We start from the raw sequence: 26569 nt of genomic DNA, 5'->3' as shown, positions 1-26569 counted from the left end.
TGTGTAATCGGAATTTCAATCACAAATTCTGCACTGAAGAAGGACAAAATGGCAATATAGTTTTCCACCATGCTTTTTCTCGAATTGAATTACGAATTGCAAGTTAATGCAGTACACCCCTCTTTAGCAATTTTTGTCGGGTGGGCAATGCCTAACTTTCCTCAAACTCTTGTTTTTAGATTGTGGACAGTACCCACCTTATGGTTATTGAGATCCCAAATCTAGCGTTGCCGTTGGAATTTCCAGATACCTACAGAACCAAAGGCCATAATGCCAAAAATCAATCCAGACTGGTTAAAAGATTTCTTCCCTCTAGAAATATCAATGGAAAACAGAGTTGTTGTTCCACTTACCTCGTTAGCCACAACCAGTAATGGCTGGCGATTAGGGCTATCTGTAGCGGGGATGAACAGCAAACCTTCTGCGCCTAAATCTCCTGCTGCTGGGTTAGTTTGATCGCCGAAGTTTGTTGGAACACTGAAGTTACGGTTGTTGAAATAGTTGACAAAAACGGGTTTTTGGGGATTGGTAACGTCATAAACCATCACACCACTAATGCGTTCCAATCCAATCAACGCATAGAAGCGGCCATTAATTCTAGCAATCTTCACATCTTCTGGTTCTGGCCCTTTGTCATCACTGCGGGTATCGAAACTGTTCTCCACGTGGTTAGAGTTGAAGAAGCTAGGAAACCTTTGGGCTGTGATGCGTTCAAATTCACTGCCACTGTCGTAAATTCGGTTAAGTTTATTGTTCGCCTCATCCCATTCCCAAATCGAGAAGGAGCGAGATCCGAACGAATATATCTGCTCAAATTGCCCATCCCCATTCACATCACCTAGAGCGTTAGTGACAGTCAACCGACCCAAATTTTCTGGACGCTTGAGTTCGGTAGCATTGGAAAAAACATTAGAATCTAGTAGATATCTACTATTACCAGCTCGCACCTCTTCACTAAAAGCATCGTAATCACGAGCATCACCTTCGTTAGCGGTGACAATGTAGGTTTTACCTCTAACTTTATAGGAGGCAATACCATCGGGTTGGTACATACCCAAGATAGGCCAGTTAGCAATGTTAATGGCGTTATCGCGATCGCTAACATCAAGGGCATTTTCTCCTAAACTGTGATCCTGAAAGCCCAAGGGGATAATGTCGGTAAATTCATTATTAATCAAATCGAGAACTGCGATCGCGTTGTTTTCTTGCAAGACTACCCAGGCTTTCTTACCATCATCAGCAACAGTGATATACTCTGGCTCTAAATCTTGTGCTACCGTGGCATTCGGCCCAAAAATTCGCACCCCAGCAGCACGTAGTTTATCAACCTGACTGTTGAACTTAGTAAAGCTAACATTTACTACGCTGGGATTGAAACGTCGTGCAATGTTGGCATTAGAATTGAGAATTTGCCCCTGCACCACAGCAGCAGGTTTTCTACTAGGACTCGAACCTAACAAATTGATAATACTAACTGAACCTTCAGGATCAACGTCATAGTTCTGATTTGGTTCACCTTCATTTGCCACTAATACACGGGTACCATCCGGTGTAAAAGTCAGCATATCTGGTATTGCTCCTACTGTCACAGATTGGATAAATTCTCCATTAGCATCAAAAAACGCCACTTTGCCTGGATCTTGTGGATTATCCGCATCGATTGCTGCTGCCAGTATGCCGTTATTAAAGGCGACACTATTAACACTACTACCAAAGCGAGAAATATCAATGGCTGACACCAGTGAAGGATTAGTAGGCTCTTTGATACTGATGATATCAATAGTGTTACTAGCACCATTGGCTACAAATAAACGTTGAGTCTTTGGATCATAGGTAGGAATTTCGGCAGCCCCAGCATCAAATAAACCTGTGCTGTAAGTACCAATAGGTTTGAGCAAAACTGCATTTACTGGTGTCGCCAATACTACCAACAAAGCAGCAGATAAAGCAACTAAACCGATAAGCTTTTTGATGTTAAAAGTCATGATTTTCGGAAATAATTGAGCGTTGAGCCGAGAGATACCAATTAGATTTAGGTAAGATTTATCCCTGATCCCAAAATGAGAGCACGAAAAAACACCCACTCAGTACTTTGAGGAATTTATTAGGTGGGATTACATCGATTAGCGATTACAGTTACTTTTGAAAAATATCGGTCAAAGATTAAGAAAAAGTTTAATTTAGGTTAACTAAAGGTAAAAAAGCCGTATTTTTACTTATTCTTTATAGAAAAGGTACATAAAACTTGAATTTATTCAGTGTTTGCTATCATCGGGCAAAATATCTTTTAGTGCCATCTTTGATGAACTCATGTCTTACACCTGTGCTCTTGTCTGCCAAAAAACTTATTTCTTGGCTTCAAGTGAAAGTCTGCTTAAGCAGACTAGGTAGGATTCTCAGTTAGTTGTAACTGACAGTAGCTCTAAGAAACGAACTTCAGTACCAGGCATTTTAGGGCGAGGTACAAGATGTGAATGAACCCGAATTTATTCAGATTGCACAGGCTTTAGCCTGTGGCTATACAAACAAAGCCTGCCTCGGCAGGCTTTGTCCGTGTACTCGCACCCTTAAGGGTGTCGGCTTCCTTTATTCTGATCGCTCATTCTCACTCTAAATTACTTAATATCTCCTTAAAAATACTTAGAGCTATCTGAATTTGGTCACTATCGATAACCAAAGGAGGGCAGAAGCGGATCGCAGCCTTGCCGCAACCCAGCAACAATAAACCGTGTAAAAAAGCTGCTTGGAGAATGCGATCGCGTAATTTGGAATCTAAATTACCTTCCTCATCCAGTAAATCTACTGCTACCATCAAACCTTTACCCCGTGGTAGCGAAACTCTAGGAAACGAGTCATGCAACTGAGTCAAACCAGCTTGCAATAGTTCTCCCATGTGGGAGGCATTTGCCATCAAGCCAGTTTCCAGAAGTTGTAGGGTAGCAAGGGCAGCAGCGCAGGCAACGGGATTACCACCGAAGGTAGTAGCATGGGAACCGGGAGGCCAAGTCATAATTTCAGGACGAGAAATAATTGCCCCCAAAGGTAATCCACTGGCAATACCTTTGGCTGTAGTAATAATATCGGGCATCACACCCCAATGCTCAACTGCAAACAATCGACCGGTGCGCCCTATCCCCGATTGCACTTCATCGACTACCATGAGAATGCCATAGCGATCGCATATTTGGCGAATGCGCTGTAAAAATCCATCTTCTGGCACAATGTAGCCGCCTTCACCTTGAATTGGTTCAACAACAATCGCCGCCACTTCATGGGGTGGTAACATTGCCGGAAATAGATATTTTTCTAGATAATCTAAGCTAGCGTGAGTACCGTAGGGAATATGCGTTACACCTGGAACAAGAGGGCCAAATCCTGCTCTTTGTACTGCTTTAGAACCAGTTAAAGACATTGCCCCGTAGGTGCGTCCGTGGAATCCTCCTAAGAAGGCAACGATTAGAGAACGCCCGGTGTGGTATCTTGCTAGTTTGATAGCACCCTCATTAGATTCCGCACCAGAATTGGTAAAAAATACTCTCGCATTATCGGGAAAAGGAGCGCGATTAGCTAACTTTTCTGCCAATTCTACCATTGGTTCGTAGTAAAAATCAGTACCCGACATATGCAACAGCTTGGCGGCTTGCTCATGAATAGCTTGCACAACTTCCGGGTGAGCGTGTCCTGTGGCAGTGACGGCAATTCCCGCAGTCATATCTAAAAAGATGTTGCCATCCACATCTTCCACCATACAGCCTTCACCGCGAGCGACAACCAAAGGGTAGTCACGGGTATAGGAAGGAGAAGTCACAGCGCGATCGCGTTCCACAAGATCCCTAGCACGGGGGCCAGGTAAAGAAGTTACTAAACGAGGCGATCGTGGTAAATTTTTATTTAGAGAAATACTTAACATTGTTCTTTAGAATTTTGAAATAATTGCTACTCAAAATTAACGCTGATTTCCAAGCGCTTGCAGTAGTATTTGATTCTATTTTGGCTCGTGATTATAGTAATGGGTAGCTTGCAAAATTAATGTAGAACAATCAAATCAAATGCAAAATACGCCCTGTTAGATGCCCGACTTTTTCAAACAGTCAGGCATCTGTGTTGTTTTGTCTAACTATTCTCGATTGTCAATTTGAGCACGTTGTAGACTACCTGAAAAATCTACATATACAGTTTTCCATTCCGTAAAAACATCCAAAGCAGTAGTTCCCGCTTCCCGATGCCCATTGCCAGTATGCTTCACACCACCAAAGGGTAAATGTACTTCTGCTCCTATAGTAGGGCCATTTATATAAGTAATTCCGGCTTCAATATCGCGCATGGCAGCAAAGGCACGGTTGATATCGCGGGTGTAAATTGAAGAAGAAAGACCATAGTTTGAATCATTCAAGATATTTATAGCTTCTTCAAAATTACTAATCTCTATCAAAGCTACCACTGGGCCAAATATTTCTTCACGGGCAACTCGCATCTGGGGTGTGACATTGTCGAGAATAGTCGGCTCAAAGAAGTAACCGTGTTGTAATTCTCCCTCGCGAGCAATTTCTCCACCAATTAATACTGTTGCTCCTTCCTCACGGGCAATATCTAGATACTTATTTACCCGTTGCAGTTGCCTTTCATTAATTATCGGCCCAACTTCGGTATTAGGATCGGTGCCAGCGCCCAAACGGATTTTACTGGCACGTTCTTTGAGCATGGTGGTAAATTTTTCCTTGACATCCCGGTGCAGAATCAAGCGACTTGTAGCGGTGCATCGTTGCCCGGCAGTACCGAATGCTCCCCAAACTGCACCATCAAGGGCAAGTTGCAAGTCTGCGTCTTCCATGACTATTTGGGCATTCTTCCCACCCATTTCCAAACACACACGCTTGTGAGTGCGCCCGCAAGTAGCGCCGACTTCTGCACCAGTTTCAGAGGAACCTGTAAACGATACCAAATCCACATCGGGATGTTCAACTAAAGCTTTTCCTACTTCTTCACCTACTCCATGCACCAAGTTAACAACTCCCGGTGGCAAACCTGCTTCTGCAAAAATTTCGATCAGTTTAGTGGCACAAGCAGAAGTATCTTCCGCTGGTTTAAGAATGATGGTATTGCCACACACCAAAGCTGGCATTGCTTTCCAACACGGGATAGCGATCGGGAAATTCCAAGGAGTGATCAGGGCGCAAACACCGATGGGCATCCGTACCGTCATGGCGAATTTATTGGGCATTTCCGAGGGTACAGTTTGCCCAAACAACCGCCGCCCCTCACCCGCACTATAAAAAGCGCAATCAATACCTTCTTGCACATCTCCCCGCGCTTCCACGAGGGGCTTACCCATTTCCCGACTAATTAATTGTGCTAGTTCTTCTTTATATTTGCTTAGTAATTCCCCAACTCTAAAAACGTATTCTGCTCTAGCTGGGGCGGGGACAAGTCGCCAACTGCGATAAGCTTGGCGGGCAGCGCTTACTGCTGCATCTACATCAGTTGCACTCGAACGCGGGAAAGTCGCAACGACTTCATGCTTGTTCGCAGGGTTACGGCTTTCTAGAGTAGCTGCCGATGCAGCATCCTCCCATTTACCGTTAATGTAATTATTGCAAATGAGCGGAGTAGTCATAATATTCAGCACTCCGACTAATAGGCTGGAACTTTTGTACTAAATTGTAGCAATTGTGGCTTGTTTTCAAAGTTGGCGTCAAGTAAAAAAAGACAATTAGCTTAATGCTATTACCCCAGCAGGAGAACCCGAACCATCTCGTAATCTTAAAATGCCAATCACGAGGGTAGCTCCTTTTGGTGGTAGTCGATCCAAATTAACGAGATTCTCTAGGACAATACGTGGTTTCTCCAATACCAAACTATTGATGGCAAAAGTGGTATCTTGCCCAGGATCTACGCCGTGAGTATCAATTCCGACTCCAGCTATTTGACGCTTATTAATTAGAAATTGAATTGCATCCCTACCAAACCCAGGAAAATGCATATTTCCTTGAGCATCCTGGTTCATAAAGGCAATGCGATCGCTCCATTTTTCTTGCCAACCTGTATATAGTAAGACAACGCTATCAGGTGGTATTTCTCCATGCTGTTTCTCCCAAGCCAAAATATCTGCGATCGCCAGCGTATAATCTGGATTGACTGCTGCTTGTTGTTGAATATTAATTACCACCGCAGGTACAACAAGGGATTGAGCAGGATATTGATCAATGCCTAAACCAAACTTGTGAAAACTTTTGGGAGCGTTAATATGGGTAGCACTGTGTTCCCCTAAGGAAAAACGCCGGAGATAATAACCATCTTTTTCTAATTCTGCTACAGTCTCAAACTCTACATTCGGATCGCCCTGCCACTGAGGGATATCAGAGTCAATGACATGGCTGAGGTGAATGATTTGTGAGTAAGTAATACTTTTGTACGCGGAGATAGAAGACGCTGAGAAATTATCAGAAACTCTCTCCGTGTCCCCGCGTCTCCGTGTCCCCGTGTCTTCTTCATTCCCCTTATCCTCTTCCTCTCCCCACCTCCGCGTTAACCTCTCCAATGTCGCTTCCATCACAGCACTAGTTTGTCCTGTAACAGTAAACACCAACGCCTCACGATATACGCGCTGTGCTGGGTGATGCAGATAATTAGCAGCACCACTGGAAACAGTAACGGCTGCATGAGCTATGCGTGTTGCTAAATCAACTGCCCAAGCTCGTAGTTGTAATTTTTTTTCCAGTTCTAAACCAGGATTTTGTTGTGCTTGATGAATGGCGGTGCGACAGTTACTTAGTTCTTGCTGAAGAGATACAAAAGCATTAGCGATCGCTCTCAAGGATTTAGTCTGTGCGGTAGACTCGATAATATCCAGAGCTGCGAGAGCGCAACCTGTGGCTAGAAAGGTAGCGCGGAGGACGTTGTTTTTGTCGTTTTCATGAATCCAACCAACAGGTTTAATAGCAACTACAAGTTCTTGAGGTAAGAAGTAGCGAGTTAGGGTTGCAGTGACAGTATTAGTTGATGTCATTGCCGCTAGTTCGGCTGGGGGAGAAAACGTGATTCTACCTCCCGATTCTTGTTCGGTTTCTTGAAAAGGCACAACTCCAAAAACTGCACAACCGTCAGGTAATGTGGCAGCGATGATAAAATCCTGAAAGATACCCCATCCAGTTACCCAAGGTACAATTCCGTCTAGTTGATATCCTCCTGATACTGGTACAGCTACAGTTAGTGGTTCACCTTCACGTCGCAGTTGAGAAAAGCCAACGCCCACTAGAACTTCACCATTCCCCATCCGAGGTAAATATGCTTGCTGAACAGAGAAGTTACTACTGGTAACAAGCATACCAGCAGCGCTTTGGTGTTGAGTTTGCAGGAAAGCTAATGCACCAGAATACTGCGCTATCAGTTCTTGAAATTCACCAAAAGTTGTCTCGCTAACTTCTTTTCCACCCCAATGACGTGGAACGCGTAATGCTAGTAAACCCAATTCTCCAAGACCGCGCAATGCACCCATTAAAATATCTGGGTTAGTGTCGATCTCGTTGGCTTTAGCTACAACTTGGTTGAGCAAGTATGATTTGGCAGTTTCTATCACAGAGCCGATTTTCTTTGGAAACACTCTTGCATCGCAATCCATAGACGCTAGTTATACGATTTTGGAAAATGGAGTTGAAAATCTCCTTGGTGTGTCAGGGTTGGGTGAATCCATTTGCCCTTAATCCTTTTTTAAATTGGTATTAGCTTACCAAAGTTAAGTATAAAGGCTTCATACTTTAAGTGGTTTGCACACTTTAAATAGAGAATCCCCCCAAAACACATAAAAAAGGTTTTGGAGGGTTCAAATGTTGCAGCAAAAAGTGAATTATTAATAGATTAGCAGCTAATCAGATAATTTGTGACTAAGGTTTGGTTAAATTTACTTAAGTTGCTCCGATATCTAATTCTTTTATTCACAAGAAGGAAAAATAATTAATACCTGTATAACTGTATAAATAACCAAATTCATGAGTTTACATATATATTATGAGAGTTTGTATTCATATTACATAATCTAAATTGAAGTACGAAATTTTCATATTTTCTCGCAATATTGAATTGAGAGCAGTCAAAATTTTACCTATCATCACGATAGCTAACTGTTTTGTCAGAATATGTTGCAGTAATTACTTTATAGGTAAGTAGAATAATTAGGGTTTAGATTGTTGTAGGGGAATTGCGATCGCAAACACGGCTCCTTCACCTGGTGCTGAAATACACTGAAGGTGACCTTGATGCTTTTCAACGATAATTTTGTAACTTATTGATAATCCCATACCCGTACCTTTACCGACAGGTTTTGTGGTGAAGAAGGGATCGAATAACTTTTGTCGTATTTCTTCTTTCATTCCGGGGCCATTGTCAGCTATGTGAATCGATACAATATTTCCTTGAAGTTGAGTGCGAATGTGAATTTGTGGAAGTGGGGATTGGGGATTGGGAGAAGTTATTCCTAGTCCCCTATGCCCTATCCCTTGTCCCTCTTCCAAAGCATCGATCGCATTAGCTAGTAGATTCATAAATACCTGATTGAGTTGTCCAACATAGCACTCTACAGGTGGAAGATTGGCATATTCTTTAATAACCTGAATTTCTGGATGTTCTGATCTAGCTTTAAGGCGATTTTGTAGTAGCAATAAAGTATTATCAATCCCTTCGTGAATGTCAACCTCTTTCATATCGGCTTCATCCAAACGAGAGAAATTGCGTAAAGACATAACAATTTGACGAATGCGATCGGTGCCAATTTTCATTGAAGTGAGAATTTTGGGCAAATCTTGGCTGAGAAACTCTAAATCGATCGCCTCAATTTCCTCTTGAATTTCTGCCACCGAATTGGGATAGTGCTGTTGGTAAAGTTCTACTAGACGCAGTAAATCTTGTGTATATTCACTCGCGTGGTTGATATTCCCATGGATAAAGTTAACTGGGTTGTTAATTTCGTGTGCAATACCAGCAACCAGCTGTCCCAAACTTGACATTTTTTCAGTTTGAATCAGTTGCGTTTGAGTTGCTTGCAGTTCGCTTAAAGTCTCTTCTAACTGCTGCGCTTTTTCTTGAGCAGTTTGAGCAGCAACATTACTTTGTTTATAGAGTTCTGCTTGATCTATAGCTATGGCAACTTGATCTGCAACCGCCAGTAACAACTCCACCTCACTATCGAGCCAATGTCGGTAGCCACTAAAGTGATTGCAAGCTAAACCACCTATTTCACCAGATTGAGTATGAATTGGCAGTACCAGTATGGCTGTTAACCCCAAACCGACGAAAAACTGTTGTTCAGGTATATTTTGAACTTCATCTAGCCTGATGATTTCTTTATAGAAAATCTTTTGGGCGATCGCCCCTACTTCTTCAGTAGTTGAGCTTAAACCCATTAAACTTGGTACAGCAGGGTTTCTTGCTTCTTGAACAATCTCCCAGTGGGGAGGTTGCGCCTCAGAACAATACCAGGTGAAAAGACATAAATCAATTTGTAGTAGATTGCGGATTTCGGTAACGACGGTTTCCAGAATAGTATTAATATCCAACGAAGCACGAATTTGGCTTGCCAGACGGTTCAGTAGTGATTCTTTGGAGGCAAGTTCTCGAAACTTTCTCTCAGAGTGTCGCAGTGCAAATTCCACACGCTGGCGTTGTAGTTCTGCTGTCGCTCGTGCGGCAAAGATTTTTAAAATTGCCTGAGCATATTCTTCTTGTAATATCGGTTTTGTATCAAATACACACAAGTGGCCAATAATATTACCAAACGTATCTATAATAGGCGTTCCTAAGTAACTTTCTAGCTTCATAGCCGCTACATATTGGCTTTGGGAAAACAGTTGCTGCAAACCACGGGCAAAGCAACGTACTCCGTCTTGGTAAACGACTCCACAAGGAGTATTAGCCAATTCATAATCAAAGTTTTCTCCTGGCTTATCTATTTCCCAGAACGCCAAAGATACTACTCTATCTAAATTTTGATCTAATTTTTCAGCAACTAAGGCGTAGCGAACTCCCAAAGCATTGGCTAAATGACGCACCAGAGCAGGGAAAAATTCTTCGCCCGTAACTGAGGCAGTTCCTGCTACCAGGGCTTGTAGGGATTCTTCACTACGTTTGCGATCGCTAATATCACGAGTGATAGCAATTAAACCAATAATATTACCTTGGCTATCACGCCAAGGATTTTTAGTTGTCAGGTAAGTGTGATTTACTCCATCTTGGGGTATCAATTCCTCAAACGTTTCGGCAACTCCTGTAGCAATTACTCTTAAATCTATTTCCCTGATTCGAGACACTATTTCTGCCTCAAAAAACTCCTTATCATCTTTACCAATAATTTCCTCAATCGGCTTTTGAAAAAAGCGGGCAAAAGCGGAATTAACCATTACGTAGCGCCCTTGAATATCCTTAACAAGGATGATATCAGCAGCATTGTTAATCACCGAATTTAAAAGGTTATAGCTTGCTTGTAGCGCCTCTTCTGTCTGTTTGCGCTCCGAAATATCTCGTGCTACAGCATAAATTAGTTGTTGTTCGGGCAGTGTTCTCGATGTCCACAACAGCCATTTATAGGAACCATCTTTGCAACGGTAACGATTTTCAAAAGCAACGTTTTCGATCCCTTGAGCAAGTTTTTGTGCATAGGCAAGAGTTATTTCCCGATCATCTGGATGTACGAAGTTAATAAATGGTAATCTTTTTAACTCTGCCTTTGTCCAACCCAAGGTTTGTTCCCAAGCCAGATTGAGTAGTTTGAAGTACCCGTCGAACCCAGCAACACAAAGCATATCCAACGACAGTTGGAAAAATCTATCTTGCAGTTGCACCTGATCCTCGTTTAAATTTTTTACCCGTTCCTCTACGGAATCTTCTAGCTCTTGTTTTGCTAAATCAACAGCGATTTCTTCCTGCTGGTGTGTCATCTCTAGCACTCTAATATTCCTATTCCAAACTTCCATTTGGGCTGTATCCAAAGCCAGTTCCAAACCAGCTTCATCTTCTGATACTGTGGCGAACTGAGGTTTGACATCAGTAATGTCAGTAATGTCCACAGCGTAGCTAATATAATCAAGAAAACTACCATTTGCTGCAAATTGTGGTACTGCTGTATCCAAAATCCAACGGTATTCGCCCTCAGCACGACACAGACGATATTGTCTCTGAAACTTTTGATGTTTTTCTGAGGCAGATAAATAATGCTCGTAAATTTGTAATTTATTTGACGCCAAAAAGCCATGGTAAAATTACGGCAATTTCCAAAAACTTTTGCTTTCAAAAATTTATACAGTCATAGCTAAATAATATTAGTAACTTTAAAGCAACAATTAATACTTTTTACTTATGCTTGAGTAGATGTGCGATTGAATGAAAAAAGCTTGAGCAAACGCTTAAAACAGTGTGTAATGATTTAATACGCTATTAAACCAAGGCAGATAGCAGAAGGGAACCAAATTGTTTTTCCCAATTGTCTCTTGCCAAGAGTCCCCATGCCAAAAATGGGAGTATCAAATCTATTTATGAATTATTCGCCAATTCCTGCTCCAGAATCCTCAGTTAGCTGGTCAATTCTATTGCAACAATTACTAGATGGCCAATCCTTATCCCGTACTCAAGCAGCAGAATTGATGCAAGGATGGTTAAATGAAGCGATCGCTCCAGAATTATCGGGGGCAATTTTAGCTGCATTGCATTGTAAAGGCGTGAGTGCTGATGAATTGGCGGGAATGGCGGAAGTCTTGCAATCCCAGTCTCTTGGAGGACACCCAGACACGGGGAATAAAGAGGACACGGGGACACGGGGACACCCAGACACGGGGAATATGAATAAAAGTTTCTCCGCGTCACCCTCCGGGTTCGGAAGTTCGGACTCGACGGGAACCGCCAAGACTCCGACTTCCTCACCGCGTCTCAACCTCTCCGTGTCTTCTTCAACCCCCTTCATCGATACCTGTGGCACAGGGGGAGATGGAGCATCAACTTTTAATATTTCTACCGCAGTTGCCTTTGTTGCTGCTGCTTATGGTGTGCCAGTTGCCAAACACGGCAACCGTTCAGCATCAAGTCGTGTCGGTAGCGCGGATGTGTTGGAATTTTTGGGCGTAAATTTGAGTTCCTCTAGTCAGAAGGTAGAAGCTGCACTCGCCGAGGTGGGGATCACTTTCTTGTTTGCCCCTGGTTGGCATCCAGCACTCAAAGCGGTTGCCTCTTTGCGAAAAACTCTCAAAGTGCGAACAGTATTTAATTTACTAGGGCCTTTAGTAAATCCCTTACGTCCAACAGCCCAGGTAATTGGCATTTTTGATCCCAAATTGTTGTTAACAGTTGCTCAAGCCTTGCAGCGACTAGGTACGCAACAGGCAATTGTTCTACATGGACGAGAAAAATTAGACGAAGCTGGTTTAGGTGATTTCACTGACTTGGCTGTATTATCGGCAGGAGAGGTACAGTTAACTACAGTAAATCCTCAAGAACTGGGCTTAACCCCTGCTCCTATAACAGCGCTCAAGGGTGGCGATGTACAGGAAAATGCCGAGATTCTCAAGGCAGTACTTCAAGGTAAAGGAACTGTTGAGCAACAAGATGTAGTGGCTTTAAATGCTGCTTTGGCATTGCAAGTGGGTGGTGCAATACCGTTGATGGATCATACTCAAGGTATACAGGCAGCTAAGGATATTCTTCAAAGCGGCGTGGCTTGGGCGAAGTTGGAACAGTTAGTCCAGTTTCTGGAGAATTGAGTTGCTGCGAGTGAGATGGGGGGCGAAATTCTACAACATCACGCTTAATTGTGATCTCGTAGTCACCAAAAAAGTCGTGTCCCAGCAGTCCTGTTTCCAGTTCTGAACCAGCGATCGCTACTCCCACTTTCGTGACAGTTATCCCGCCAGCTTCGATTGAATTTACATAGCCCACGGGAAATTCTACAGCTTTGGCACTGGCAGTGTTTGCCTTTGCTTTTCCTACAGGCACAACTCCCAAGGCAGCTGCCATTGGTTGGGTGATGACAGTGCCACTTGCTCCCGTATCCACAATCATCTCAAATTGTTGCTCACCATTAAAGGTGACTTCGATGATAGGTGTGCCTCCTACTCGGCGTTTGATTGGAGCAACAAATACTACTGGTTCGCTACGTTTGGTATTAGGGGTAACAAATATCTGTTGTTGATTGTTTATAGTATCTAAAGCAGTCGGCGAAGGCTGCGTTTGTTGTTCTGCTTTTACTGGGGGAGGTAGTTGTGGAGGCTTGGGTGTGAAGGATGTTTTTGGAGTGGCAACTATTAACTTCTGTGGTTTGACTTTCGGTGCTGGTAAAACAATAGGAGAAGCTTGCTGTTGAGCGGATCTCGACAAGCGTTGGTATTCCAGAATTTTGGTTTGAGCGATCTCAAAGTAGGCACTGTGGCGTTCCACTTGCTTCATCAGCGCGATCGCATCTTGATATTGACTTGCCACGAGATTCCAATCTTCTGTAGATTGAGCCGATTGGCTGATAGTATGGGCGCTGGCAGCTTTATCTAGCCCTAATCCAAAAATACTGGCTGCCAATTCATCAGAAGTTTTGACTTGTTCTGGGCTTGCAGTTGGTGCCAGTTTTGTGGTGTCAGGTTCAAATCTACTGGATGCCGTTGGTTTAGACTCTTGCTTATAAGCCGTTACAACTGTTTGTTTATCTTCGCGACAGGCAACAGCGAAAACCACCATTGTCGTAGAGAGAAAAATTAGCGCAGCTTGGGATAAAGAAGACTGAAGCATAATTATTTGTAATGCATTGCCCACTGGCTTTTACCAGGGGTTTACCCTGCGTTGTAGGGTAGAGGCCGAAGAAACGGCTTCGATTGCCCTGTCCGCTAATAAATTTTGAGCAGTATTATATGCTCAACTTTACGGTATTTAAATTTCTAAGCATTTTGAGCAGAGGACTTTCCCTACATTCTTACCATTATTACTTTCTAGCCATTCATGTATCCTACGCTTAACGTTAAGCGCGATTTTTCGGCCTGTGACGCACTCTCTAATATATCACAGCAGCACTAGCACCCATGAAAAATTTTTAGTTGAATTAGGTTAAAATTAATGCGGCATAAATTATGACGAAAATCAGTATCCAAAACCTAGTTCATAATTCTTTAAGTTTTGCTTTACTATCCTGAAGTCCGTTAACAAAATAGAATTGACGAATTGCTGCTTGTTTTTACAATAAGAATTGCTTATGCCCCTGCTTGATGCAACACCTGCTCTCTTTGTACTTGCTGATGGAACTAGTTATCGCGGTTGGTCTTTTGGCGCAATGGGTACCGTGGTTGGAGAAGTGGTGTTTAACACTGGTATGACCGGATATCAAGAAGTGTTGACCGATCCTAGTTACTGTGGTCAGATAGTAGTTTTTACTTATCCTGAATTGGGGAACACAGGCGTTAATCAAGAGGATGAGGAATCACAACAACCGCAAGTGCGAGGAGCGATCGCCCGCAATATTTGTATGCGCCCAAGTAACTGGCGCTCTACACAATCTTTGCCTGACTATCTCAAACAACACCAAATTCCCGGCATTTATGGTATTGATACCCGCGCCCTGACGCGTAAAATTCGCAACTTTGGGGCTATGAATGGCGGTATTTCTACAGAGATTATGGATGAAGCAGAACTGTTAGAAAAAGTACTAGCAGCTCCAAGCATGAGGGGATTAAATCTTGTCCGCGAAGTGACTACACAAAAGGTTTATGAATGGTTAGAGCCTACTGACTCTGTTTGGGAATTTAATCCTGATGCCACAGCCAATCCAGGGGAAACATTAACTGTTGTAGCCTTGGATTTTGGGATCAAGCGTAATATCTTGCGGCGCTTGGCCAGTTACAACTGTCGGGTGATTGTCGTACCTGCTGATACTCCAGCAGAGGAAATTCTCAAATACAATCCAGATGGAATCTTTCTTTCTAATGGCCCTGGTGATCCAGCTGCTGTTACCGAAGGAATTGAAACTACTAAGGCGCTACTATCAGCTCAAAAACCGATGTTTGGCATTTGTATGGGACACCAGATTTTAGGTCATGCCTTGGGAGCAGAAACATTTAAACTTAAATTTGGACACCGTGGTTTAAATCAGCCCGCAGGGTTACAGCGAAGAGTGGAAATTACCAGCCAAAACCACAGTTTTGCACTTGATCCAGATTCTCTGCCCCAACAAGTTGTGGAAATTAGCCACCTCAACTTGAATGATCGCACGGTAGCTGGTGTACGTCACAAAAACTTACCTGTATTCTCAGTACAGTACCATCCAGAAGCATCTCCAGGCCCCCACGATGCCGATTATTTGTTTGAAGAGTTTGTCCAAATAATGCGATCGGCGCGTCAAGCAGAAACGGCTGAAGTAAAGTAAAAATGGAGAAAGGACTAGGGACTAGGGACTAGGAACAAAGAAACCTTAATACCCGATCCCCGATCCCCTGTACCCAATGTAGACAACTTCCACAAAAACCATCTATACTTGAGCGTTCACCATAACTATGAGGAGGGAATTATTGCTGAACCACTAAATCTAACCGTGAGCCTGAGAGGTACTCGTGAAGTCCGGGATAACTGTCAGCTATTCCGCCTCACAGGTTTGTTAGATGCTTTTTCCGAACCGACATTTCGCAAAGTTCTCGGAAGTAAGATTGATGAGGGACCAAAGCACATTATTCTGGATCTCTCACAAATTGACTTTGTTGACAGTTCTGGCTTGGGCGCTCTGGTGCAGCTAGCCAAGCAGGCGCAGAACTCCAACGGTACTTTGCAAATTGTCACCAATGCCCGTGTGACTCAAACAGTCAAGCTTGTTCGCTTAGAGAAGTTTCTCTCCCTGCAACCATCAGTTGAAGCGGCTCTAGAAAACATCAAGTAGTCTTGATTGCTTGACCGATGAGTTGAAATTAGCTATCCAGATTTAAACATCGGATAGCTTAATTTTTATCCACAGGAATTGAGGATGAACTTCAAATTTCAAAATCTACAGAAATGAAGTCGAAATTGATGTAGAGAACAATCCCAAAAAAAGTATAAAAAATCAAAATTATCTGTTTCACACCTCTAGAGTTCATTCTATGCTAAGAAAAACTTCCTTTTTGAAAAACATATCCTGAGTATGATTCTTTAAGCAGCAGCTTCCAAAAATTTTCATTTTCTCGCCAAATATTCTTTCAACCCGCAGTTGACAAAATGCTAATGCCGGATGAAAACGCTAAAATTAGTGAGTTGATTTTGTAGCCTGGATTTATGCTTGATAAACCTGCACTACAGTTTGCACTCAAGAGTAAATCAGCAAATAAAGCCTTCCAAAAATAGACAACCAGGAATGATTAATTTGTGAAAGCAAAGGAGGAAAAGCCATTACACGAGCAAGATGAGCCTTCCAAGCCAGATTCATCTTGGTGCCAAACACTGAAGGCAAGCACAGAGCATATATCTCAACAAATTCCCCAGGCACAACTGCAACAACTTTCCCCTGCGGCTTTGGCATACCTGGGAGACGCTATTTATGAATTTTATGTTAGAATGTTCTATTTACTGCCACCTCAGCGAAGTGAAGCCTATCATCGATTAGTTGTGGCACAAGTTCGAGCAGAAAAGCAGGCGCTGCATTTGCGATCGCTCATGCCGCATTTACAACAAAACGAGTTAGAAATTGTCCGAAGGGGTCGAAATGCCGCCACAGGACGTCCAAAAAGAGTTGATCCCGAAACTTATCAACAAGCAACAAGTTTAGAGACTTTAATTGGCTACCTATACCTCACCAATTATCAACGCTTAACCGAACTACTACAAAAACTACATTTAGAAAAGTAGTTATAAATACCTTATCTTGGTTCGGTAAATTGAGATGATAAGTGAATTAGGGATGCCCACTCCTACGCATAACCCAAGACTTTGATATGGCGCATAAAACAAAAAAAGTAATTAAGACTTCTGGTGAAACGAATCGTGGGCAAACCTTAAAATTGAAGGGCAAACGAGTCGTTTCTAAAACTCTTCGCACTTTTAAAGGTACCCATGAAGAGCCAATTAAAAAGCAAATATCCAGTAAGGAGCCGATTAAAAAGCAAGCTCTAGATAGCGAACCAATTAGAAGACAAACAAAAGACACAGAACTAACCAGAAGGCAAGCTCCAGATAGGGAACCAACCAGAAAGCAAACACAAGATAGCGATCTCATTTACGGTCGTCATCCGGTGTTAAGTGCCTTGGAAAGTCAGCGTCGTCTTAACCGGATTTGGATTACTCCCCGCTTGCGTTATGACTCTCGTTTTCACTCTCTGATTTTACAAGCAAAGGAAAATGGCGCAATTGTGGACGAAGTTGATCCCAAGCGCCTAGATCAAATTACCGAGCAAGCCAATCACCAAGGGATAGCAGCACAAATTGCTCCCTACGACTATATTGATTTACATGAATTAATTGAACAGGCAAAAGCTGTCACCGATCCGGTAATTGTTGCTGCTGATGGAATCACAGATCCCCATAACTTAGGGGCAATTATTCGCACAGCCGAAGCGATCGGTGCTCAAGGATTAGTGATCCCCCAACGCCGAGCAACTGGGATCACTTCTACAGTCATGAAAGTAGCAGCTGGCGCGTTAGAAAATTTTCCTGTTGCTAGAGTAGTGAATCTGCACCGCGCTTTGGAAGAATTGAAAGCCGCAGGCTTTTGGATTTACGGTACAGCTGCCGATGTGAGCAAACCGATACATACAGTAGATTTCAGTGGTGCTATCGTTTTGGTAGTCGGCTCAGAAGGTGAAGGGCTGAGTATGTTAACACAACGCTACTGCGATGTTCTGGTATCAATTCCCTTACAGGGTAAAACCCCTAGCCTAAATGCATCTGTCGCAATAGGTATGGCGTTGTATGAAATTTATCGCAAAAGATGGATAAATACACTGCATTTCGATAAACTACAGAGAACTCACTGGAAAAAAGAAGAGTAACAGAGTATAAAGAAATGTAAAAGAAAATTAGCAGCAAACCTTTAAAACCCTATAAATCAGCGAAAACCATGAAAAATATTTTGGATGACTTTAAGGAATTGTTGATTAACGCATTCCAGAGCTTTGGCTTGGCTTGGTGGGTAGAGGTTGTCACACAAAATCCCCGCTGCACCTACTACTTTGGCCCATTTTTGAATTCTGCGGATGCAAAAGCTGCCATGAAAGGTTATGTAGAAGATTTGGAACAGGAAGGAGCGCAAGGCATAATTGTGAACGTTAAGCGCTGCAAACCTGATAATTTAACTATTGCCGAAGACTTGGGGGAAAGAGTTGACCGTAAAGTAAGGCCTGCCTTTAGCGGTCAAATGTAATTTATAGGCTAATTGCTAAGTGTTAATAGCTAATAGCTAATAGCTATTAGCTATAGTTAACCACTTGTGGATGCGCTCTCAGCCAATGATCAATATCACTCAGCACTTGAGTGGGTATTTCCCATGGGAAAAGATGGGCGGTATTGGCATAACATTGCCAATAACAATTGTTGAGGCTTTTGGCTGTTTCTAAGCTGGAATCAGCTGTAATATGGCAATCTTGATCGCCAAAAAGTACCAAAGTAGGACACTGAATCTGATTGAGATCGGCTACTCGATTGTATCCTGCTTTGATTGCCGTATAGAGAGCGCGAGTTGCAGCAGGTGAAGTTTGTAAATAAGCTGGCACAGCGTCTTTGGCTATATAGCTATAGGTAGTAGGCGTGTGTTGTTGAATGAGATAACGAAATAGCGATCGCTTACCAAAAGTCTCGATATTCCAATCCCAACTTGGTTTGATCCAATTCAAGAGGGAGGCAACTCCAGTATAAACATTATCCTGCCAACTCACAGGCGGATGATTACCGCGCGGTCTAGCTGCTGTTGCCACCAAAATTAGTCCGCTAACGCGCTCTGGTAGTCGTAGCGCCAATTCTATTGCTAAAATCCCACCTAATGACCATCCCAATATCAAGCATTTATCAATATTTAAGCGGTCTAGAAGCGCCTCTAAGTCTATCAAATGGTCAGTCATATCAAAATTGTCATAAAAGCGGCTTTTGCCATAGCCACGTAAGTCAGGGGCGATAGTTTGAAAGCGGTTTGAGAGGTGATTGGTAAAAACAGAAAGACTAGAGCCAGAACCAGGATGTCCGTGTAAGCAAAGAATAGGAAAGCCTGTACCCTGGATATGGACATTGAGATTCACAGCAGGTGAGGTGGAGTTAATTTTGCGATCTAATCTTTCCGTACTCATATTTAGTTCATGTGTTCTATATTTTCTAATTTTGTCATTAAATATTAAACCGATTTTTCTACATATGCCCCTGCATAAGTAATAACGCACATCTGCCTGTAGGTGCTATGAATGCCAAAAGCAACCCCTGTTGTCTTAAAAGCAGAGTTAAACATATTTTGGCGATGACCGCGATCGCGCACTCCATCATCGATAATTAACTGCATGACAATATCTTGTGCCGTGTAGGAACCATAGCTGATGTTCTCACCAGCAGTTTTTTGCCAACTACCGTAACGGCTAATGCGAGTAAAGGGATCGCTACCGTCGCTACCGTAATGCCCTGTTATGCCTTTTGCTCCTTGATCTTTAACATGATCTCTCGCTGCCAAAGACATACCAACAGATGCAGTTAAGCTTGATATAGGACGGACAGATTTAAGAAAGGCGATCGCTTCATCGACAGCTTTGACACCTTCTTGAGTTTGTAAATAAACATTTTGAGAAATTCTGACTCGATTACCTGCAAAGCGTTTTCTGTAGTTTTCCAATACTGCCGCATAACCTGCGGGATTTGTCCTTGCCTGATTCATTTCGGCAATCACTTGTTGTTCCAATGGCGAGAGGGTTTTTCCTCTTGTCATTAAGTCAGAGTTTGTTTGGGGTACTTCAGAAGTAATAGATTTAGGTTGAAATACTTGCTCAACAGAGCATCCGGTTAGGAAACTCGCAGGAGCAAATACCCAAAATAGTATTCGACGCATGAACGATTTCACAATTTAGTAGTAATGAGAATGAGCCGATATGTAGTTAGATTCACACACAGAGAAAAACTTTCTGGAGTGTAAAATAAATAGAAAATTTTAACTAGAAATTTGCTATACTTGACGTTCTTGAGGAGCACACCATTGTCCTATCGGCTCAATTCTAGCCTCCTGGATTAATTCTAAAATTTGCGATTCATTGCATTCATAATTTCTTGCTAATAATTGCTGGGCTTGATTTTTTGCATCATCCTCAGATACACCAAATGCCATAATTTCTTCGTCTTCGTTATTTGTAAGACTATCAACCTTGACAACGCAAATATATTGCGGTTCATTGGATCTAATTTCTTGTATCATGGCTTATCTTTGATATTTATATGTTTTGGTTAAAAAATTTAAAATCCGCCGCTACATTAAAGTTTTATTTTTAACGACCAATGGCTCTATATTAACAAATTGCAAATCTCCTAGTTTCCAATAAGATTAAGGCATTTTTAGTTATACTAATTTCACAAAAAAATTGATACAAATACAAACCGTGTATAGACGCAATATGACGTCATATATCGCGTCTGGGCAAAATTCATATGTATCGTAATTAACGTGAAATGGTATTATATTAAGTATTAATTAGAACTGCAAATATCCCCAACTTCTTATAGAAATCGGGGGTCTATATTTTTAATTTATTTTGACTGACCTATAATCTAGCTATCCCATGCGATCAATCACATAAACAGGGCATGAACATCTATTTTCTCTAGCCCCTAGCCCTACAATTAAAATCTCCAGCCGACACCACCTTGTAAGGAGAATGTTGTGCCTCCATTACGTAAAGCATCAAAGCCAATAATCGCGTTGCCAAAAAGAACAGTGTTGCTATTGGGTACAACGTAATCAATACCTGGTTGTAAGGCAAAACTAATTTTATTACCTACAGGAGAGGGCGTATCACCGCCAGCAAAGATTAGCCCAGCTCCCAAATACCCATCAGTTTGCCAATTCAAGGGGAAGTCGTAGGAAACTGTTGGTACAAGTGCTACATTATCGGCTAGGAACGCTTGTCCGCGCAGAGAAATTGGCGATTCCAAAAGTTTGTAACGAAAGGCAACAACTCCTCCGATTCTAGCACCGTCTGCAAAGCCAACTGCTGGGCCTATACCTACATAGCTACCGTAGGCTGCTTGAGCATGAGCTGGTAGGGTAAATTGAGTCAAACTCAAAATTGAACCAGCCAAAAGCACTGACACTAAATTTGTAAGACGCCTCATTTCCCGATTCCTCACACCATTGAGATTTTAGATTAACAGTTAGTGGGAACCAGTTCGTTTTTGGGAATCTGTCCTGCGCATTTACTTCCCATTAGTAACTGGTTCATGCAAAGGGTTAGTAATGTATTTTTCTCTAAATACCTCCTAATTATGATACCCCCCATCCCCCTAATTTCTAACAGGGAATTAGAGGGAATCTAAGATTTTGTAATGTTCAAAAATTAGACACTCATGATGATTTCATCACACAACGAATTAAGGAAATTCTCTCTTCCCTAGTTGCTAACCTCTTGCCCATAGCTCCTATTTTTAGATGAGTTAGTACCAGAAAACTGAAAATATTTTCTTTCCATCTTACGGGCATCGGGGATGAATACCACCTTGAGTGCAAATGTAAGCCAATTGCTTAGTATCTAAGTTTTTCACTTGGCTAAAATCAACTCCTTTGACTACAGCAGATTGCGAACCCATAGTTGGGGTTTGAACAAATTGATCTGTGGGATCTTGTTTGTTAGGAAAGAGGATTGTGCCTTGAAAATCGGCACCTGTTAGGTTGGCATCCCGTAAATCTGCAAGACTTAAATCGGCGTTTCGGAAGTTAGCACCTTCTAAATTAGCAGAGCGCAAATTCGCATTAGTGAGACGAGTTGCACTCAGGTTGGCATGGCTGAGATTAGCACGATCTAAATCTGCTCCTGATAAATCTGCTGCTTGCCAATCGGTTTTGCTCAAGTTAGCAAAGGATAATTGTGTACCGATCGCAATCACACGCCCTAAGCGAGCAGCATACAAATCGGCATCGTTCAATTTTGCTTCGCCTAAATCAGCCCCTGTCAAGCTAGCATTTTCTAAGACTGCTCCACGGAGATCAGCCCCTACTAACTGGGCGCTACTTAAATTTGCACCAACCAAACGGGCATTCGATAAATTAGCTTTGTTGAGGGTAGCACGACTCAAATCTGTACGTACCATTAAAACCCGGCTCAGATTAGCTTCACTGAGATTGGCTTTTTTAATCTGAGCACCGCTCAAGTCTGCAATCCAATCGTCAAAGGTATCCCAGCGTCCATCTTTTCCGACTCCTCGGAAGCTGCTACCTTTCAAACTAGCTGTTGATAGATTTGCACCTTTGAAATTTATTCCCGATAAGTCAATTTTGTCTAGCACTAAGTTGAATAAAGGAGTATCTCCAGATCCGGTTTGGGATAATACCGCCCGGCTGAGATCTATATCGTTATTTTTACCACTATAAAGTGCAAGAATTTTATTAATTGTCTGCTGGTTTGCTTGTAAGCGTCGTTGTCGTAATTGCTGTTCGCTTGAAGGGCTACTGCCTATGGACTCTAGTTCGGCAGCCAGAGACAAATTCATGCGTTTTAAATCGGGGATAGCTTGAGCACCGATATTCGATAGTGCTTGTTGAATTGTTTCTAAGCTGGTGGGATCGGTTTCTTTAGCTAATAAACCGACAAGAAATTGGATTGCTTGAGGATCGTTGAGCGTTCCCATTGCCATGATGGCACTGTGGCGTTCTTCAATTGTGGCAGTAGAGTTGGGATTTAATTGGTTGACGATCGCAAGAAATTGTTGGCTGTTGCGCTGCTCTGTGATCCGTCGATTTTGTTGAGTTTGGATATAGATTTGAGTGCCTACTAAAGTTATCAACACACCAGTCATACTCAAAAACGCTATTCCCAAAAGTTTCATATTTGGGTTGCGTCGAAACTGCGTCCATTGATTGGTGGCTTCTGGTTGAGTTGTTTCTGGCGTCATCACAATTGATGCGATCGCCGCGTCTTCATCACCTTGTTTTGTCCACTCAGGCTGCTCGTGTGTATTCTCTTGCAGTTGCTCAAGTGTAAACGGTTTCGTTGCATCTATAGTATAAGTACCTGCAATAGTGTCATGCAAGGCACGGCGTCCTTTTTGCCACGAGAAACCAGTTCCTTCTGCCAAGATAAATAAGCCACTTAAAGCAATAAAAGCACCTAAATAGGGGAAAAATGGGCTGTAGTGCCAAAGCAGATAGGCTGCGGTTACAGGCAAAGTCCAACGACCAATACCTTCGCGCACTAGAACAGCTACAATCCCTGGGGGATCTCCTTGCTCGTTAACAACTCGAATACCATACTTACGTTTGCCTATACCACTACCTGTTTTAGCAAGAAGATATAGCTGCCAACCGGAAATTGCTAGGGGTGCTAATATTGCTACTGTCCACAAGAAATTTGTCGGCCATGCAACGTTGCGTGTACCGTAGCTGATAGGTAAAGCTAAGGGGCGGGCGATTTCTCTTTCTGTAACTATCAGTACAGGGTTAAGCGGAACTCGGTTGATATCAGTTCTAGAATTAAGATATGTACCGATACTAAAAGGCACAAAACTACTGACAACTACTAATGACATTTCCGTTGCCCAAGCGGCAATGCGCCTAGTAGTAAAACGCGACGATTTATTTTTTTCTGGTTCGTTGTTTGAACGACTGGGACTCGATTGATTACTAATTCTCCTCACAATTGGGCTTGTCATTGCATATTTCCCTTTTTCCCTGAATTTATTTATACATATGCTATCTAGCCGTGTTTTAATATACTATTGCTTGCGCTGTCGGCTACTAGATACAATAAATTTGTATCCAAAGTACACTAGTCCTGCTAAAAGTGCCAAACTAATTGCCGAGCTGACAAATCTGAGTACAGCTTGCAAGACAGCAAAGCCTAATAAAATCCCTACACTCACGGCTACGAGCTTTGCTGTTCCAGATAAGGTATTAAACCAATTTAATAATCGTTCTAATGGTAAATTAACATTTGGTAAACCAGATTGAGACGACTGCTGTTTTGAGTGAGTCTGAGAGATTTTCTCGGAAGATGAATTAATTTCTGCCTCTAATTTTTGCAGGCGGTGTTGCAAATCTTCTTCAGGTTGAGGATTCATATATTTTGACCTCAGTTAGCAAACTTGTTCAACTACATAACAGCTACATTGATCGTTGGCTGTTGTTTAGCGATCTTAGCGAAAGTCTTTGCATTGAAGTTAGCGATCGCTAATAAAAAATTCTGTGTTTATTTTGATTAACTTGGAAAAATTTCAGTAGTTCGTCAAAATTTTATACAGATATCACCGGAACAAAATAAATTTGTAACCGTCTGTAAATTTAGAATATAAGAATATGTAAGTCTGATTATCGCTCTTTAAATCATCAAGAGCAATATAAATACCATAAACTATGAAGCTACATACTTTATTTAAGAGTGTTCCTTCTGTCTTGATTTTGGCAATGAGTTTGGTTTTCATCAGTGCTAATTCTAGTCAAGCAGAAGTTGTAAAAATTAATCCTAATTTTGAGCCAGATCCACTTATTTTAAAAGGTCAGTCTGGAGGTCAAAACACCACCAACTGTGGTAACATTGGTGCTACACCTAGCCAAGTTATCCAAGTAACAGAATCATTGCCTTATTTAAGGTTAACCGTAGAAAGTCCTGGAAAGCCAACACTTTTGATTGACGGGCCTGGAGGACGCTTTTGTGTACTAGCAGATAGTTACTCTGGAGGCAAACCAGAGATGTCTGGTTATTGGCCAAAAGGAACCTATTCACTCCATGTGGGGGAATTAGCTAAAGAAGAGCATACATATACCCTATCAATTTCACAACAGAAAAAGGCAAATAAGTAAATCGTTATTAGTCATTGGTCATTTGTGAAGTGGGAGAGCCACCGCACTGGTTCCCCTTGGTAAGCGGAGCTACCCAATAGGGTGGGGTAATGTACTTTATCTAGATGAAATGCGCTGTATTTAGTGGACTACCAGCTAATTTTAGTGTATTAAGTATAAATCTTGTGGTATGGGCAAAATGCTCACACCAATTTAACTTGAAACTCTGATGTTTCCAAGATTGGGTGTCTCATCCCAAAAGAAGCTTCATAGTCAAGCTACATAGTCACAGTTGATGACTTTCTCAGTATGGTGAGATTGAAGAGGCTGAAAACGAGAAAGACAAGCCTCTAGATGTTCACAATTTTCACATTGAAGTTCTTTTCCTGGATGAGCACACTCACAAATAGGCTTAGATAGACAATCAGAAGGTTTCTTGGCTGTAAAGCAGTCTATAGATAATTGTAAACAAATCAGCACATCTTGAATAAACATAATATTTATATCTATTTACATACAATTGTTTATAAAGTACTAGGATGACAACCTAAAATAACGTATAAATTTGGCTGTATTAAGTACACACAAGCCACATTTATATGATTTTTGACTTCATTTTTGAATCAATCTACAAAATTTATGACAATAATTGAACCTGAGCACGCTAGTACAAATGTAAAAAGGACATAATGGTTGATAATACATAAACTGTAATCCTACAACCTCATCCTTAAAGCTGAACATTCCTATTCTTAGGGAGCAATATTTTGGGATGGATGCAAAAGCTCTTACTAAAACAATCCACAATATAACTTATTATAAATGTAATTACATGAGTGAAAATAACTATATTTTTTTAGTAACTTAAATAATAAAATTTAGCGTTATTCAGAGATGATTTATAACTGTAGGGTGCGTTACGCGCTGCTTTAACACACCCATAAATGTGGTGCGTTACGGTTAATCTGACTCTCTTAAACGCTCAAATTCCTACATAGCCGTAACACACCCTACTATAAATGACCTCTCAAGTTTTGTTGTCACAGTATATAACCTGATATAACAATAACTAAACTATATTAGTTGTTTCGTTTTATGGCTACTATAAAGTACTGGAGGTAGTGCTTTTGGAGTGTTCTGAAACAGAATAATAGATATTGTACGTATGCAATACCAAACATTTATTCTACTTTGGTCAATTTTATCGACGATACCCAGGATAAAACTGGTATTTGTAAATTCAATCTTATATGGATGAAAAGTATAGCTCTAGATAGAATCATTTTATATAAAAAGATACAGGCTAAATATAGTTAATTACTGCTTTAATACTTATAGTTCATCAATCAAAAGATAGATTTAGTGGAATAAGGTGATACCATCAAATCAACAAGACAAAAATAACTTTATCTATGCTCAAAGCCATTATCATGGAGAATTTAAACCAAAGTATTTAGCTTTTAATGCGAATTTGCAAGAATTTGCACGCAAAATAGGCTACATTAGTGCTTTAGAAACGGCGGGCAAACTTTCCCCGGAAGAAGCTTACAAGCAAATTCAAATCCTTTGGAAACAGTTAAAACATAGTAAAAAAGAGTTAGGTATTGGTAACGAAGTAAAGTAGTAGAGTTAGTTCTAGAAGTTGGATCT

The 26569-nt window shown here is 41.7% G+C and carries 20 protein-coding genes; 8 read left to right on the top strand and 12 right to left on the bottom strand.

The genetic code is table 11. The annotated features are described in order from the left end of the window. Positions 1 to 221: 221 nt before the first annotated feature. The 5 genes from QUB80_RS01545 to QUB80_RS01525 all read right to left on the bottom strand — a co-directional run bounded on the left by QUB80_RS01545 (position 222) and on the right by QUB80_RS01525 (position 11231). Positions 222 to 1985, bottom strand: coding sequence for a choice-of-anchor I family protein (locus tag QUB80_RS01545; RefSeq protein WP_289787733.1), 1764 nt, complete (start codon positions 1983 to 1985; stop codon positions 222 to 224). Positions 1986 to 2605: 620 nt separating this feature from the next. Then, positions 2606 to 3910, bottom strand: coding sequence for an acetyl ornithine aminotransferase family protein (locus QUB80_RS01540; protein ID WP_289787732.1), 1305 nt, complete (start codon positions 3908 to 3910; stop codon positions 2606 to 2608). A 207-nt stretch (positions 3911 to 4117) separates the two neighbouring features. Beyond that, positions 4118 to 5614, bottom strand: a complete 1497-nt coding sequence (locus QUB80_RS01535) for an aldehyde dehydrogenase family protein (protein WP_289787731.1) — start codon at positions 5612 to 5614, stop codon at positions 4118 to 4120. Positions 5615 to 5710: 96 nt separating this feature from the next. Continuing rightward, on the bottom strand, positions 5711 to 7618 hold the full coding sequence (locus tag QUB80_RS01530) for a cyclase family protein (protein WP_289787730.1): 1908 nt from the start codon (positions 7616 to 7618) through the stop codon (positions 5711 to 5713). 550 nt (positions 7619 to 8168) lie between these two features. Beyond that, entirely contained in the window at positions 8169 to 11231 is a 3063-nt protein-coding gene (locus QUB80_RS01525; RefSeq protein ID WP_289787729.1) for a PAS domain S-box protein, read from the bottom strand. Positions 11232 to 11519: 288 nt separating this feature from the next. Here QUB80_RS01525 and trpD point away from each other — a divergent pair, with 288 nt between their 5' ends. Then, positions 11520 to 12737 (top strand): anthranilate phosphoribosyltransferase, encoded by a 1218-nt coding sequence (gene trpD, locus QUB80_RS01520; RefSeq protein WP_289787728.1) that lies wholly within the window; start codon positions 11520 to 11522, stop codon positions 12735 to 12737. Here the strand turns inward: trpD and QUB80_RS01515 are convergent. Then, positions 12667 to 13752 carry a retropepsin-like aspartic protease family protein gene (locus QUB80_RS01515; protein WP_289787727.1) on the bottom strand — a complete coding sequence of 362 codons (1086 nt, stop codon included), beginning with the start codon at positions 13750 to 13752 and terminating at the stop codon, positions 12667 to 12669. The genes trpD and QUB80_RS01515 overlap by 71 nt on opposite strands. Before the next feature lie 457 nt (positions 13753 to 14209). On the opposite strand from QUB80_RS01515, the gene carA reads away from it, so the two are divergent. The 5 genes from carA to QUB80_RS01490 all read left to right on the top strand — a co-directional run bounded on the left by carA (position 14210) and on the right by QUB80_RS01490 (position 18331). Next, positions 14210 to 15376 (top strand): glutamine-hydrolyzing carbamoyl-phosphate synthase small subunit, encoded by a 1167-nt coding sequence (gene carA / locus QUB80_RS01510; protein ID WP_289787726.1) that lies wholly within the window; start codon positions 14210 to 14212, stop codon positions 15374 to 15376. Positions 15377 to 15484: 108 nt separating this feature from the next. Continuing rightward, the gene (locus QUB80_RS01505) at positions 15485 to 15880 is read left to right on the top strand and encodes an STAS domain-containing protein (RefSeq protein WP_289787725.1); all 396 of its coding nucleotides are present in this window, start codon (positions 15485 to 15487) and stop codon (positions 15878 to 15880) included. Positions 15881 to 16341: 461 nt separating this feature from the next. Next, a complete protein-coding gene (locus tag QUB80_RS01500) occupies positions 16342 to 16821 on the top strand; it encodes a Mini-ribonuclease 3 (RefSeq protein WP_289787724.1) in 480 nt (159 codons plus the stop codon). Between the two features lie 86 nt (positions 16822 to 16907). After that, positions 16908 to 17960: a 23S rRNA (guanosine(2251)-2'-O)-methyltransferase RlmB gene (rlmB, locus tag QUB80_RS01495; protein WP_289787723.1), complete on the top strand. Its 1053-nt coding sequence runs from the start codon at positions 16908 to 16910 to the stop codon at positions 17958 to 17960. Positions 17961 to 18028: 68 nt separating this feature from the next. Continuing rightward, positions 18029 to 18331 carry a DUF1816 domain-containing protein gene (locus QUB80_RS01490; RefSeq protein ID WP_289787722.1) on the top strand — a complete coding sequence of 101 codons (303 nt, stop codon included), beginning with the start codon at positions 18029 to 18031 and terminating at the stop codon, positions 18329 to 18331. 46 nt (positions 18332 to 18377) lie between these two features. On the opposite strand, the gene QUB80_RS01485 is transcribed toward QUB80_RS01490, so the two are convergent. The 6 genes from QUB80_RS01485 to QUB80_RS01460 all read right to left on the bottom strand — a co-directional run bounded on the left by QUB80_RS01485 (position 18378) and on the right by QUB80_RS01460 (position 24201). Next, positions 18378 to 19247, bottom strand: a complete 870-nt coding sequence (locus QUB80_RS01485; RefSeq protein WP_289787721.1) for an alpha/beta fold hydrolase — start codon at positions 19245 to 19247, stop codon at positions 18378 to 18380. 44 nt (positions 19248 to 19291) lie between these two features. Further along, the gene (locus QUB80_RS01480; protein WP_289787720.1) at positions 19292 to 19990 is read right to left on the bottom strand and encodes a CAP domain-containing protein; all 699 of its coding nucleotides are present in this window, start codon (positions 19988 to 19990) and stop codon (positions 19292 to 19294) included. A gap of 114 nt (positions 19991 to 20104) precedes the next feature. Next, entirely contained in the window at positions 20105 to 20350 is a 246-nt protein-coding gene (locus QUB80_RS01475) for a hypothetical protein (protein WP_289787719.1), read from the bottom strand. A gap of 422 nt (positions 20351 to 20772) precedes the next feature. Beyond that, the gene (locus QUB80_RS01470; protein ID WP_289787718.1) at positions 20773 to 21264 is read right to left on the bottom strand and encodes a hypothetical protein; all 492 of its coding nucleotides are present in this window, start codon (positions 21262 to 21264) and stop codon (positions 20773 to 20775) included. A 354-nt stretch (positions 21265 to 21618) separates the two neighbouring features. Next, positions 21619 to 23793 carry a pentapeptide repeat-containing protein gene (locus QUB80_RS01465; protein WP_289787717.1) on the bottom strand — a complete coding sequence of 725 codons (2175 nt, stop codon included), beginning with the start codon at positions 23791 to 23793 and terminating at the stop codon, positions 21619 to 21621. A gap of 63 nt (positions 23794 to 23856) precedes the next feature. Beyond that, the gene (locus tag QUB80_RS01460; RefSeq protein ID WP_289787716.1) at positions 23857 to 24201 is read right to left on the bottom strand and encodes a hypothetical protein; all 345 of its coding nucleotides are present in this window, start codon (positions 24199 to 24201) and stop codon (positions 23857 to 23859) included. A 292-nt stretch (positions 24202 to 24493) separates the two neighbouring features. Between QUB80_RS01460 and QUB80_RS01455 the strand changes: the two genes are divergently transcribed. Both QUB80_RS01455 and QUB80_RS01450 read left to right on the top strand, forming a co-directional pair. Further along, positions 24494 to 24940, top strand: a complete 447-nt coding sequence (locus QUB80_RS01455) for a hypothetical protein (RefSeq protein ID WP_289787715.1) — start codon at positions 24494 to 24496, stop codon at positions 24938 to 24940. Between the two features lie 1351 nt (positions 24941 to 26291). Further along, positions 26292 to 26543: a DUF7219 family protein gene (locus tag QUB80_RS01450; protein WP_289787714.1), complete on the top strand. Its 252-nt coding sequence runs from the start codon at positions 26292 to 26294 to the stop codon at positions 26541 to 26543. Positions 26544 to 26569: the final 26 nt, after the last annotated feature.

It is taken from the genome of Chlorogloeopsis sp. ULAP01 (assembly GCF_030381805.1).
Classification (GTDB): Bacteria; Cyanobacteriota; Cyanobacteriia; order Cyanobacteriales; family Nostocaceae; genus Chlorogloeopsis.
Note: the sequence above shows the minus strand (reverse complement) of the source record. Positions and strands in the feature narration are given on the sequence as shown.